13 protein-coding genes are annotated in these 12,993 nt (G+C 59.9%); 8 read left to right on the top strand and 5 right to left on the bottom strand.

What is annotated here, in order from left to right; genetic code table 11:
* Positions 1 to 217: 217 nt before the first annotated feature.
* From I6G90_RS01460 to I6G90_RS01445, 4 genes are all read left to right on the top strand, one after another.
* The gene (locus I6G90_RS01460) at positions 218 to 1,840 is read left to right on the top strand and encodes a methyl-accepting chemotaxis protein (RefSeq protein ID WP_197929409.1); all 1,623 of its coding nucleotides are present in this window, start codon (positions 218 to 220) and stop codon (positions 1,838 to 1,840) included.
* Positions 1,841 to 2,015: 175 nt separating this feature from the next.
* Entirely contained in the window at positions 2,016 to 2,546 is a 531-nt protein-coding gene (locus I6G90_RS01455) for a DUF1523 family protein (protein WP_042053974.1), read from the top strand.
* Positions 2,543 to 2,839, top strand: coding sequence for a winged helix-turn-helix domain-containing protein (locus I6G90_RS01450; protein WP_005337957.1), 297 nt, complete (start codon positions 2,543 to 2,545; stop codon positions 2,837 to 2,839). Before I6G90_RS01455 ends, I6G90_RS01450 begins: the two co-directional genes overlap by 4 nt.
* A gap of 67 nt (positions 2,840 to 2,906) precedes the next feature.
* Entirely contained in the window at positions 2,907 to 3,353 is a 447-nt protein-coding gene (locus I6G90_RS01445) for a hypothetical protein (RefSeq protein ID WP_047438555.1), read from the top strand.
* Positions 3,354 to 3,466: 113 nt separating this feature from the next.
* Here the strand turns inward: I6G90_RS01445 and I6G90_RS01440 are convergent, their stop codons facing one another.
* The gene (locus I6G90_RS01440; protein WP_005337958.1) at positions 3,467 to 3,934 is read right to left on the bottom strand and encodes a hypothetical protein; all 468 of its coding nucleotides are present in this window, start codon (positions 3,932 to 3,934) and stop codon (positions 3,467 to 3,469) included.
* 33 nt (positions 3,935 to 3,967) lie between these two features.
* Positions 3,968 to 4,903 (bottom strand): pyrimidine-specific ribonucleoside hydrolase RihA, encoded by a 936-nt coding sequence (gene rihA, locus I6G90_RS01435; protein WP_197929408.1) that lies wholly within the window; start codon positions 4,901 to 4,903, stop codon positions 3,968 to 3,970.
* 222 nt (positions 4,904 to 5,125) lie between these two features.
* Here rihA and I6G90_RS01430 point away from each other — a divergent pair, with 222 nt between their 5' ends.
* Entirely contained in the window at positions 5,126 to 5,854 is a 729-nt protein-coding gene (locus tag I6G90_RS01430; RefSeq protein WP_197929407.1) for an RluA family pseudouridine synthase, read from the top strand.
* A 153-nt stretch (positions 5,855 to 6,007) separates the two neighbouring features.
* Here the strand turns inward: I6G90_RS01430 and udp are convergent, their stop codons facing one another.
* The gene (udp, locus tag I6G90_RS01425; protein WP_197929406.1) at positions 6,008 to 6,763 is read right to left on the bottom strand and encodes a uridine phosphorylase; all 756 of its coding nucleotides are present in this window, start codon (positions 6,761 to 6,763) and stop codon (positions 6,008 to 6,010) included.
* 382 nt (positions 6,764 to 7,145) lie between these two features.
* Between udp and yiaY the strand changes: the two genes are divergently transcribed.
* The 3 genes from yiaY (at position 7,146) to I6G90_RS01410 (ending at position 9,574) form a co-directional block, all read left to right on the top strand.
* On the top strand, positions 7,146 to 8,297 hold the full coding sequence (gene yiaY / locus I6G90_RS01420) for an L-threonine dehydrogenase (RefSeq protein ID WP_127008248.1): 1,152 nt from the start codon (positions 7,146 to 7,148) through the stop codon (positions 8,295 to 8,297).
* A gap of 136 nt (positions 8,298 to 8,433) precedes the next feature.
* The gene (gene bamE / locus I6G90_RS01415; RefSeq protein ID WP_005337980.1) at positions 8,434 to 8,772 is read left to right on the top strand and encodes an outer membrane protein assembly factor BamE; all 339 of its coding nucleotides are present in this window, start codon (positions 8,434 to 8,436) and stop codon (positions 8,770 to 8,772) included.
* Positions 8,773 to 8,944: 172 nt separating this feature from the next.
* Positions 8,945 to 9,574 carry an NAD(P)H-binding protein gene (locus I6G90_RS01410; protein ID WP_197929405.1) on the top strand — a complete coding sequence of 210 codons (630 nt, stop codon included), beginning with the start codon at positions 8,945 to 8,947 and terminating at the stop codon, positions 9,572 to 9,574.
* A 146-nt stretch (positions 9,575 to 9,720) separates the two neighbouring features.
* On the opposite strand, the gene I6G90_RS01405 is transcribed toward I6G90_RS01410, so the two are convergent.
* Together I6G90_RS01405 and I6G90_RS01400 are read right to left on the bottom strand one after the other, a co-directional pair.
* The gene (locus tag I6G90_RS01405) at positions 9,721 to 11,415 is read right to left on the bottom strand and encodes a pyridoxal phosphate-dependent decarboxylase family protein (protein ID WP_197929404.1); all 1,695 of its coding nucleotides are present in this window, start codon (positions 11,413 to 11,415) and stop codon (positions 9,721 to 9,723) included.
* 223 nt (positions 11,416 to 11,638) lie between these two features.
* Positions 11,639 to 12,655 (bottom strand): lipoate--protein ligase A, encoded by a 1,017-nt coding sequence (locus tag I6G90_RS01400; RefSeq protein WP_197929403.1) that lies wholly within the window; start codon positions 12,653 to 12,655, stop codon positions 11,639 to 11,641.
* Between the last annotated feature and the right edge of the window lie 338 nt (positions 12,656 to 12,993).

The following is a 12,993-nucleotide window of genomic DNA, read 5'->3' as shown; positions in this document are numbered from 1 at the left end:
GACGAGAGCGGGGAATAACGGAAACCGGACAATATTGAATCAATACAGCCAGTTGTACCACATATTCAGGGGATTAAGCGTTCAATCATGCCTAAACGGCTCCTTGCGCACAAGGAAAAACCTTTTCTTCAGCACATTTCAGCAATAAAAGCCTGTGACAGCTCCTGACGCTAATGTGTAATATGTCGGTTCCTCCAATTTCGGATTAGAACTATCTATGTCATTGAATAATCTATCAATAAGAGTCCAAATCCTGATACCGCTGCTGTTGGCCAGCCTACTGATGTTGGTGATGATCGCCATCAGTAAACAGGGGCTGGACGAAGCCATCCGTGACATAGATGAGACGACCCAGAGCGTGGTCCAGAACAAGGACGACATTGCCAAACTGATCCACGCCACCTACCGGCTGCGCACCAGCGCCATCTATGGCCTCTACGATGCCAAGCTGTTTGCCGCGCTGCCGGCGAACCTCAACAGCGCCGAGCAGGAGATCAACAGCATCCTCGCCCGTCTGGTGATCCCCGGTGCCGAGCAGGATAACCGTCAGGTCGCTGCCGCCCTGCAGGCCTACCTCGGCCATACTCGCGGCAACATGCTGCCGCTGCTGGCGCAAAAACATCAGGGTGGCGGCGATCCGGTCGCCTACGAGGCGGCCCGCCTCCATTTCCGCGAGCTGGGTGAACAGCTGATCAAGCAGATCGACAGCATGTCTGCCCACATCAACCAGCTGACCCAGAGCGAGCTGGCGCAGGAGCAGGCCCACTACCATGCCACCCTGCTGCGCACCCTGCTGCTCATGGCCGTCGCCCTGCTGGCGGCACTGCTGTGTGGCTGGTGGCTCTCCGGCCGTATCGTCAGCCCTATCGGCCAGCTGCAGAGCGTGATGCACGCCGTCGCGCAGGGTCGCTTCAACGTCCGCGCCAGGGTCGAGGGTAACAACGAGCTGGCCCAGCTGGCCAAGGATATCAACCTCACTCTGGGGCAGCTTGGCAGCACCATCGAAACCCTGACCGGCATCAGCAACAGCGTCGCCTCCGCTGCCACCGAACTGGCCGCCGTGATGACCCAGTCCGAGGCCAATGCAAGGCAGCAGCACAGCGAGATCGAACAGGTCGCCTCCGCCGTGACCGAGCTATCCAGCACCGCTGACAACGTCAACCACAACGCCGCCATCGCCGATGAGCTGGCGCGGGATGCCAATGGCCGGGTCGAACAGGGGCTCGCGCTCTTTACCGAAAGCATCGCTGCCAACAGCCGGATGGCGGGCAGTCTGGAAGATGCCGCCGCCATCGTGGCCCAGCTCAAATCCCAGTCCGAGCAGATCGGCAAGGTGATTGAAGTGATCCAGGGGATCTCCGAGCAGACCAACCTGCTGGCGCTCAATGCCGCCATCGAAGCGGCCCGTGCCGGTGAAACGGGGCGTGGTTTTGCGGTGGTGGCCGACGAGGTGAGAATGCTGGCGGCCCGCACCCAGGACTCCACCAAGGAGATCCAGACCATCATCGAGCGGCTGCAGAGCCAGTCCCAGTCCGCCAACAACGGCGTGCAGGAGACCCTGGAGATCCTCAGCCATAACCAGCGCCTCTCGGCTCAGGTGCAGGATCTGCTGAGTGGCATTACCGGTGCCGTGCGCCAGATCAACGACGCCAACGCCCAGGTCGCCACCGCCGCCGAGGAGCAGTCCTGCGTCACCGCCGACATCAACCGCAACATCACCAATATTCACGAGATCGTGAGCCAGAGCTCCGCCGGTATCAGCCAGAGCGCCACTGCCAGCAACGAACTCTCGCAGCTCGCCGAGCAGCAGCGCAAGCAGCTCTCCCGATTCCAGCTGTAAGCACAGGAAGTGAACCAGACAAAAAGGCCCGCGAGGGCCTTTTTGATTCACGGTGCAATCCGTTTGTCCCTGTTTTAAACGCCATTTTTTGGCCATTGGTGCCATAAGGGGCTGGGCTGCCCCGTCAAATATCGGTATGGTAGAGGCACGTTACTCCCCCTCACGTGAGCACACCATGAGCCTGAGATTCAAGAAACCCGCTTTTATCGCCCTGGGGCTCATCGCCCTCATTTCCGCCGCCTGGCTCGACTACTATCTGCCGGAGCACACCATCGCCACCATCACCGGGGTCGAGGTAAAGCGCACCGACAAGGATGGCCCCATCAGCCAGAAGAACCCGGCTGACGGCCCCACCACCGACGTCTACTACATCTATACCGAGCGGCCCGGCGAGAAGATCCGGGTGTTCCGCAATGAAGATACCGAGTGGGGCTGGCCCTTCTACTTCAAGTTCAACGCCGCCGACGTGCAGGCCAAGGCCAAATCGATGGAGTTTGAAAAACGGCTCGCCATCATCACCTCCTACGGCTGGCGCATCAACATGTTCTCCATGTTCCCCAACGTTACCAAGATTGAGAGCACCGAGCCTGATGCCTCCACCTGGAGCTTCTTCCGCTGGTTCTGGTTCGGCCTCTGGGCACTGGTGATGGGCAAAGCCGCCATCGCGACCTGGCGCTACTTCGATCGTCTCGAGGACGAGCTATGAGCGAGCCGAGCAAGACCCGCACCAGCTTCTACCGCCGCCTCTACGTGGCCTGGCTGATCAGCCAGGGCACGGATACGGTACCTGCCATCATGGAGGCAACCGGCATGCCGCGCCGCACCGCGCAGGATACCCTGACGGCGCTGGCCGAGCTCGACATCAGCTGCGCCTTCGAGCAGACCGAGGGGGCTCGCCACCTGCAGGGGCACTACCGCATCAGCGACTGGGGTCCCATCAATCCGGCGTGGATCAAGGCTCAACTGCCGCTTATCAAAGAGACGTTGAGCTATCCCTGATCCTGAGGGTGAACTCCGATATGTCCCTACCAACGGGGGATCTCCCAGTCAATCCTCGGGCGCACCAATGAAAGCTATACGCATCATTTTGCAGCTTGTGATTCTTGCCGCAGGGGGTATTACTCTTGCGGCTCTCATTGCTGTGCCTACACCAAATTTCACAGTCATTGTCGTTTTACTTGGCTTTGTAGCACTTCTCCTTGCTCTCACGCAGGCACTAAAAGAGCACACAAAAAACCGCTTAAGCCCTGACCATAAGCTCAGCTTCAAACCAATTGGAATGGTTCTGCTCCTGTCTGGTATGTTTGCCATGTTCTACGGCGCGAGCATTCTCATCGGACAGCAATCCTTACCGAATGGTAGTGGTGCATGCCGTGCCCTGTGCGGGATCATACTGTTGGCATCCGAAGCATTTGGCCAAGCAGTTGCCAAACTGTTTGCCTTCAGCTTGTGGTCAGTCGCGGGACTATTTCTTTGCTTTATTGGTTACCACTTGGTGAGGGGAAGACGATAGCCTTACTGAATGCCATCATGTAAGCCTTATTAACTCATAGTCCTAATGGAAAAAGAGGGGCCAGCCGGCAAGGCTGGCCCCTCTTTTTCAGGCCGACGGCGTGACAGGTAGCCCTACTCGGGCATGGCCGAATCCTCAAGCTCCCCGTCAGACTCGCCGCGGGTGCAGTCGATGATGGAGCGCTTGGGGTTGTTGGGATCGCGCAGCAGCAGGGGCGCCAACCCCTCGTCATGCTTCTGCTCGTCACCAAACTCGCTGCCGTAGGCGTTGTGGGTCAACCGGCGGGCATTGGCGATGGGAGTATCGACAAAGAGAGCATGCACTTCGAAGCTGGAAGCGGGCACGATAAAGCCGACCACCGGCAAGCCGTGCAGCTCCTCGTGCACCTTGTACCAGGCAAAGCCGTCGCTCACCTTGTAGGGGGTGTAGTTGGCCAGTTGTAGATTGGCGGGCCTGCCCGTCTCATCCACATAGAGATCGGTAAATTCACAGGTCGCCAGCCCCTGCCACATCCGCTCGAATGGCGTCGCACAGCCTGTCAGTTGCAACCCGGCCAGCAGCACCAAGCCTCTCTTCCACATTCCCCGCCCCTTCTTGCAAAAATGAACCGGCGCTCAGTCAAACGCCCGCAGCCGCGTCACCAGCAGATCGATAAAGCCCGGACGATCCAGCCCCAACAATACCAGCGCATTTGCTGGCTTGCCGGTCAGACCATAACGATCCACCACCGTCATCCCCACGGTATGCTCCCCGCTGGTCTCGATATCGACCCGGCACTCGACTCCATGGAACAGCTCGGGAGCCAGCAACCAGGCAATGGTACAGGGGTCGTGGAGCGGTGCACCAGCAAATCCCCACTTGGGATCCCGATGGTAGATCATGAAAAAGTCGAGCAGCCCGGCCACACACTGGGCTACCGGGTTGGTGATGGCGCGCACCCGCTCGATATCCTCGTCCATCACCTGCGCCTCATGGGTCACATCAAGGCCGCACATGGTGATGGGGATACCCGACTTGAAGACCATATCGGCCGCTTCCGGGTCCACATAAATATTGAATTCCGCCGCCGGCGTCCAGTTGCCAGCCCCAGCGGCGCCCCCCATCAATACGATGCGGGCAATATTGGGTTTGAGCTCGGGATGAGCCGCCAGCAGTAGGGCGATATTGGTGAGCGGCCCAGTCGGCACCAGAGTCACGGGCTGCGGGCTCTCGCGCAAGCACTTGGCCATCAATTCAAGCCCAGTCATGGCCTGCGGCGCAAAGGCAGGATCAGGCAGTTTGGGGCCATCGAGCCCAGATTCGCCATGGACGTTGTCGGCGATAATCAGCTCGCGGGCCAGCGGTTTCGGTGCCCCGGCCGCCACCGGAATATCGTCCCGCCCCAACAAGGTGAGGATGCGCAGGGCATTGTTGAGGGTCTTGTCCGGCGTCTGGTTGCCCGCGCTGGTGGTGACCGCCAGCACCTTAAGTTCAGGGCTGGCCAGCGCCAGAATGAGGGCGATGGCGTCGTCGTGGCCGGGATCACAATCGAGAATAACGGGCAGTGCCATGGGATGAGTCCTTACAACATAACAGGGAGCCATACCTTAACAAGCAAGCCTCGGATGAACTCGGGAAGGGGTCACAAAACGGGGCCTTGTTGCTGACCTGGGCGGTTTGCACGGCACGCCACCTCGCTCAACACGGCTCACTATCAAAAGTTTGCATGGCGTCATCCCGTTCATTTTCCGAGGCAGCGCACCGCCCATTCGCCCGGCCGCGCCGGTTCGGGTATGATCGCCCCCCGTTTCCAGCCCGTGTGCCCTATGTCCGTTATCGTCGACACCTTTATTGCCCCGCCCTGCAATGCCGCCATCGAGATCCTGTTCGATGATGAGCACCTGCTGCTCATCAACAAGCCGAGCGGCCTGCTGAGCCTCTCGGGCAAGAATCCGCAGAACCTCGACTCGGTTCACTATCGCTTGGTGCAGGATTACCCCGGCTGCACCCTGGTGCATCGCCTCGATTTTGGTACCTCAGGCATCATGGTGGTGGCCAGAAACAGGGCCATCAATGCCCTGCTCTGCCAGCAGTTCAGTCAGCGGGCGGTGAGCAAGGCCTACAGCGCCCTGCTGTGCGGTCATCTGATTGACGACGAAGGAGTTATCGACGCCCCCATCGCCAAGGATCCGGCCCTCTTTCCGCTGATGAAGATTTGCGCCGCCAGTGGCAAACCCGCCCGCTCCCGCTATCAGGTGATTGAGCTGCTGGAGTTGCAGATGCAGGGGCAGACCGTGCCTTTGACCCGGGTACGACTGCTGCCGGAGACCGGCCGAACCCATCAGCTGCGGATCCACAGCGAGCTGCTGGGCCACCCCATCCTCGGCTGCGATCTCTATGGCGGCCAGCTGCCGCCAGGCTGCGAACAGGCGCCGCGGCTGATGCTGCACGCCAGCGAGCTGGATTTTACTCATCCGGTGAGCGGCGAGCCGATGCAAGTGCGCTGTGCAGCGCCTTTTTAGGAGCAATAGGTAGAGGCAGCCAGCAGAGACAACCTGCGCGAGTGCGACGGGATCAGTGAAAGGGGGGGCGGGAGAGGAAAGGCGGTAAACGGCGGATAAAGATAGGGGCCGCGCTTTCGCAACGGCCCCCACCCCCCACTCTTTGTGGTGCTATCAGATCAGCTTGCGGGCAGCGCCCAGTACGATCTTGATGGCATCAGATTCGGTCTTCGCCATGGTCTCGGCGTTCGGGATCTCTTGCTGGGTACGGTTGACGATAACGCCAGCCACCATACCGGCACGCAGGCCCTGGCTGGAGCACATGGTCAGCAGGGTTGCAGACTCCATCTCATAGTTCAGCACGCCCATGGCTTGCCACTCTTTCATGGAACCCTGGAAACGGCTCACGACGCGGCCGGATACGGTGTCGTAACGCTCCTGACCCGGGTAGAAGGTGTCGGAGGAGGCAGTTACACCGATGTGCAGCTTGGAGCCCATCTCTTTGGCGGTGTTGACCAGCGCTGTGGTGCAGTCGAAGTCGGCTACAGCCGGGAACTCCATCGGTGCGAAGTGCAGGCTGGCACCGTCGAGGCGCACGGAGCCGGTGGTCACGATCACGTCACCCACGTTCAGGTGCGGCTGGATGGCGCCGGTGGTGCCGATACGCAGGAAGGTGCGGATACCCAGCTGGGCCAGCTCTTCCACTGCGATGGAGGTGGACGGGCCACCGATACCGGTAGAGCAGATGATCACGGCCTTGCCGTCCATCTCGCCACGCCAGGTAGTGAATTCACGATGGCTGGCCAGGTGCACCGGGTTATCCAGCATCTCTGCGATGCGCTTGACGCGCTCGGGGTCACCGGGGACGATCGCCAGGGTGGCGCCTTGCAGATCCGCTTTCTTCAAACCCAAGTGAAATACATCAGACATAGTGGACTCCTGGTTGCCCCCTGCCAGCATGGTCAGGGCGCAAGTTAAGATGATTCTTTATGATACTTTCAAGCCTTTACCCCCCTCTTCGGGGAGGCGCCAACTATGGTCGAAAGCGCTTTCCAATTCCTTGAAGCGCCTCACACTTCCACGCATTGACAGTCACAAAGATCGCGCAAAACGTTTGCTAACCCAATGAAATAATTGACAAACGTTTTTCTGAAAAAGGGTCTCGAACAGGGAAAGTCAAGCCCGGTTCAGCGCTTAATTAACGACTCGTGATCGACCCCGTAAAGTTGTAAACAAGATGCTTTTGTATCCCTTTCGAGATGATAGCCTAGCGGCCAACTACCACTTAATGGCTAACTACAGGAAGTCCATCATGGCTACATTCAAGTTCTATATTCCCGCAATCAACCTGATGGGTGCCGGCTGTCTGCAAGAGGCCGCCGCCGATATCAAGGGTTACGGCTATCGCAAGGCACTGATCGTCACCGACAAGATCCTCAACCAGATTGGCGTGGTCGCCAAGCTCACCACCCTGCTGGCTGAACATGGCATTGAGAGCGTGGTTTTCGATGAAACCAAGCCAAACCCCACCATGACCAACGTCGAAGCGGGTCTGACCATGATCAAGGCCAACGGCTGCGACTGCGTCATTTCGCTCGGTGGCGGCTCACCCCATGACTGCGCCAAGGGCATCGCCCTGGTCGCCGCCAACGGTGGCAACATCAAGGATTACGAAGGGGTGGATCGCTCCGCCAAGCCGCAACTGCCGCTCATCGCCATCAACACCACCGCCGGCACCGCCTCCGAGATGACTCGCTTCTGCATCATCACCGACGAAGCGCGCCAGGTGAAAATGGCCATCATCGACAAACACGTTACCCCGCTGATGTCGGTCAACGACCCCGAGCTGATGCTGGCCAAGCCGGCGGGTCTCACCGCCGCCACCGGCATGGATGCCCTGACCCACGCCATCGAGGCTTATGTCTCCACCATCGCCACCCCGGTGACCGATGCCAGCGCCGTGATGGCCATCGAACTGATTGCCAAGCACCTGCGCACCGCGGTCAACCAGGGCGATGATCTGCACGCCCGCGAGCAGATGGCCTATGCCCAGTTCCTGGCCGGCATGGCCTTCAACAACGCAAGCCTCGGTTACGTGCACGCCATGGCGCACCAGCTGGGCGGTTTCTACGACCTGCCCCACGGTGTCTGCAACGCCGTGCTGCTGCCCCACGTTCAGGCTTACAACGCCCAGGTGAGCGCCGCTCGCCTGAAAGATGTCGCCCGCTACATGGGTGTGGACGTGAGCGCCATGAACGACGAGCAGGGCGCCGCCGCTGCCATTGCCGCCATCAAGCAGCTGGCGCTGGATGTGAAGATCCCGGCCGGTCTGGAGCAGCTCGGCGTCAAGGCCGATGACTTCGACACTCTGGCCAGCAACGCCCTGAAAGATGCCTGCGGCTTCACCAACCCGAAACAGGCCAGCCACGAAGAGATCGTCGCCATCTTCCGCGCAGCCATGTAATCGCTGCCTGATTGCCAGAAAGGGTCGCAGTGCGACCCTTTTTATTGGCTGATGGATCAATGGCTTTTTACTTCCGTGGAGGGAGTCGGTATGATTTGCCGAGCCAAAAAGACTGTATGGATGATCTGAACTCGATATGCGGATGAAACACCTGATTGCCGCGGCTTTGACCGCCCTCACCCTCTCCGGTTGCAGCCTGGTCTATCGCATTGATATTCCCCAGGGCAACTATGTGGAACAAAAACAGGTCGACAAACTGCGCCAGGGGATGACCCGCGAGCAGGTCAGCTATGTGCTGGGGACCCCCATGCTGCGCGACGGCTTTGACCCCAACACCTGGTACTACCTCTATGAATTCCAGCCGGGCCACGGCGACAAGGAGCGCAAAGAGCTCACCGTCACCTTCGCCAATGACAGGCTGACCACAGTGACGGGTGACTTCCCGCTGCCAGCAGCCTTCAATACCCCGCTCTGATATCCCGCAAAACCGGCCTCGCGCCGGTTTTGTTTTATCCAAACCCCGCGCTATGTATCCAGCCCGGCAACACTGTGTCATCTCCCCCCATTGCAGCTGCCCGCAAATTGCCTGATGCTGATGAGCAGCCACCATGGCATCAACACCATCGAATGACACAGGGAGAATCCCCATGAGCCGGATCCTGATTGCCGGAGCCAGCGGCCTGATCGGTCACGAACTGGTGCAGCAACTGCCTGCCGAACATGAACTGACCCTGCTCTGTCGCAAGCCGGGCAAGGAGGCGCACCACTGGCTGCCGGTCAATTTTGATGATCTGGCCAGCGTCACCCTCTCCCGCCCGGTGGATATCGCCTTCTGTGCCCTCGGCACCACCCGCAAGGAGGCGGGCTCTGCCGAGGCGTTCCGCCGGGTCGATCTCGACTATGTGGTCGCCTTTGCCGAACTGGCCCGCCGCCACGGTTGCCAGCGGCTGATCGTGGTCTCGAGCATAGGAGCAAACGCATCGTCCCCGGCTCTCTATCCGCGTACCAAGGGGGAGATGGAGCAGGCCCTGCTGGCCCAATCTTGGCCACGGCTCGCCATCGTGCGCCCCGCCATGTTGCTGGGGGATCGCCAACCGCCGCGCCGCTCGGAGCAGATCTTTCAGGCTATCTATCCGCTGTTTCGGCCGCTGCTGGTGGGCAAGCTCGCCCGTTGGCGCGCCATCGAGGCCCAGCAGGTGGCCCGCGCCATGATCGCACTCTCGCAACTGCCCGCCGGGTGCGAGATTGTCGAAAATGAGCAACTGCTGGCCCTCTGAGCCCGGCCTTTTCCACCGCTTTCGCATACCGTCGTTAAAACAGAAGGGCAAGCCAACCGGCTTGCCCTTCGTCTATTTGTCGGCGTGATACACCCCAACCACCTCTTGCCACCATTGACCGCGCTCGACAGTCAGGGCAACCGCCATCAACCGCGAATATGGTCGATAAAGGCGTCGATCTGCTCGCGGGTGCAGGCGGGGTTCATAAAGACGGCCTTCTCCCCGGCGATGTAGGAGTATTTGCCCCGTGCGTCGTAGTCGGAGTGGGCCACCGCCTCCACCCAGTTGGTGTAGAGCCCCACCTTGCCGCGCCCCTTGAACAGGTTGCGGTGGTAATCGGTGTTGCGCTGCAGCCGCGCCTTGTAGGCGGGATCGCTGGAGCGGGCCAGCTCGAAGGCAAATTCGGCCTCCGGATCGCTCACCCACTCGGGGTTGTAGATCTTGAAGCCCACGCTCGGCCCCTGATTCTCCTGCGCCACCAGCTTGACGTTGCCGAGCTGGCTTAACCGGAAGCGGAAGTAGTTGGCATTTTGCAAGCAGTGGGCCAGCACGGTGCGATACCCCTCGACCCCCATGTAGTTGAGCGCCGCATAGGCCCCGAACAAACCGCTCGCGCCACGGGAACACTCGATGGTGGATTGCAGGTGGGTCTGGCCCTGAATGTCCCGCTCGAAGTAGGAGAAGTTCTCCGGATCGTTCTCCATCGCCTTGAGGTCATCCTGCTCCTTGATCATCACCAGACTGGAGGTGTAGGGCACATAGCCCCACTTCTGGAAGTCGACGGTGAAGGAGTCGGCATATTTCAGCTCGGCAAAGCGCGCCACGTTGCGCTCGATCCCCGCCAGAGTGGCGCTGTTGATGGCGAGCGGGTTGGCGGCAAAGTCGTAATCGAGGAAGAAGATCATCGACCAGCCGATGGCGGCATCGACGTGGATATGGGGCTTGACCGTCACCTCGAACTGCTCGCAGAGGCGATTGCGCAGCTCGAATACGGGTTTCACCTGATCCACCCCGAAGGTGTCGGTGGTGCCCATGGTGAGCATGATGGTGGGCACCACGTGTTTCAGGGCAAAACAGGCGGTCAGGGTGCGCTCGAGGTGGTCGAGATCGATGTCATTGTTCTCGCCGACCTGAATGCGGATAGTCTTGTTCTCGATATCGACCCCGAGCAGGGAGAGGTTGGTGATGTTGGAGTAGTGACCGCCCTGGGAGTTGATGATGCGGTAATCCTGATAGTGGCCGAGCCCCTTGTGCTTGGCCTCCGGCAGGCTTTTGCGAATGCCGAGCAGGTAGCCATAGAGGTTACAGAAGGTCCCCCCCTGGGTGAAGATGCCGGTGGCCCGCTCGGGATCATAACCCGCCAGCAGCGCAATCTGGCGCACCACCTTCTTCTCCAGCTCCTCGGCTACCCCGGCATATTCGGAGTAGACCAGATTGGGGTTGGCCAGAATGCCCAGCTGGGCGCCGTAGATGGCGGGATCCGCCGACATGGTGATGACGTTCTCGACGCTGGAGGGGTTCTCCCAATCCTTCGACAGGGCGGCGGCGAACAGCAGCTCGGCCATCGGCTCGCCCGGGGTGCGCATGGTGGCAGGCACCGGCATGGTCTCGCAGAGATCGGCAAGGCGGGCGCGGCCATCTGGCCAGGCGTTCAGACGGGCATCCGGGGCCAGGCCACGGGCCCGAAATTCATTGAGGGTGGCAAATCCGGGTTCGCGAAAAACCGGCCAGAGATCGGGATTGCGCGAGAAAAAGTTGGCTTTTACGGCTGCAAACCGGCTTGAGAACTCGGGGTGAACGGCGTTGACGCTTTCGTCTTTCAGATAAACTAAGTCACTCATTTTTATACCATTAGTACAGAAAACGTGCGGCCGTTATACCCCTGTGCCAGCGGGGCCGACAGCGACAATATCTAATGGCCTACCCTACTTTTTGTCATGCATCAGCCATGACAAGGGCTGGCAAAAAGGCGCCTTTGGGGCGCCTCTTTGCATTTCGTGATCTCGTTCACATGTTGGCTGACATAGTCCTTACTACCAGACCGCCATCAGCGCCACGCCACCCTCAACGCAGGGAGGCCAACAGCCACTGGGCAAACTCCGCCAGCTCGACCTGCTGCTGCGGAAAAGCTGCCAGCCAGGGCTGCAGGCGCGCGGCAACCGCCTCCGACCGATAGTCGCAACCCGCCAGCTCGGCTGCCAGCAGATCGAACGGGGCAGGTTCCAGGGTATCGCTGAACAGCTGTGCCCGGGTGATAACCCCCTTCTCCACATCAAAGTGCAGCTCCACGCCGCCCCAGCCAAAGCGCTCCTCCAGCAGATGGCTGAACGCCGGGGCATGGCCATAGTTCCACTCCCAACTGCGCTGGCGGACGAAGGTCTCGGCAAAGCCCGGCAGATCCGGCATCTGCGCCGGGGAGATATGCTCGGGTTCGACCCGCGCACCGTAATGGTGGAAAAACGCCTCCTGCAGAGCCTCGCTCACCTGCTGATGGTCGATCCCCGGCAGCAGCTCGCACAGATTGGCCACCCGGCTGCGCACCGAGCTGATCCCCTTGGCGGCCAGCTTCTTGGGGTCGGGATTGAGGTAGTTGGCGAGGCGGCCAAGATCGGCATCCAGCAACAGGGTGCCGTGGTGGAAACCGCGATCCAGGGTCTCACGATAGGCCGAGCCAGAGATCTTGCGCTCTCCGTCCGCAGTGGCGACCAGCAGATCGTTGCGACCGGAGGCAAAGGCCTCGATCCCCAACCGCTTGAGCCCGTCCAGCACGATGGCGGTGGAGATGCTCTTGTCATACTCCGGCTTGCCCGCCATAAAGGTGAAGCAGCTGTTGCCAAGGTCGTGGAACACGGCGCCGCCGCCACTGCTGCGGCGCGCCAGGGTCACACCATCCTCCTCCATCCGGCGGGTATTGCACTCCTTCCACGGGTTCTGGGCCCGGCCGATCACCACGGTATTGGCGTTGCGCCAGAGGAACAGCACCCGCTGGCCGGGGTCCATCTGGCGGAAGATGCACTCCTCGACGGCCAGATTGAACAGGGGATCGTGAGAGTCGGAGAGAAGCAGACGCAAGCGGGACATAACAGGACCTTATCCGGAACAGGGGGCAACATGATAACACTGGCGGGGCCATCACTGACCCGTTTCACCTTAACCGACGCGCAGCAGCATGGATACATTGGCTTCACACCCGACCGCCCCGTAAAAGTATCTTTTGATATAACGACACAACTTGACGTGAAACCGCGAAAAAAATGCAGTCAAGCCACAATGGCAACGATAAAAACGGGAAAAAATGGCTAGAATGCGACCACTTTAATTGGCCATATGGCTCTCTTCTTCGTCACATAACTCGCCAAAAAACAGTATGCGCATATCAAGTGTGATGAATGACACAAAAATGACTTTTAATGTCCCGG

This window comes from Aeromonas allosaccharophila (assembly GCF_016026615.1).
In the GTDB taxonomy this organism is placed as follows: Bacteria; Pseudomonadota; Gammaproteobacteria; order Enterobacterales; family Aeromonadaceae; genus Aeromonas; species Aeromonas allosaccharophila.
This window is presented reverse-complemented; position numbering and strand designations above follow the sequence as displayed.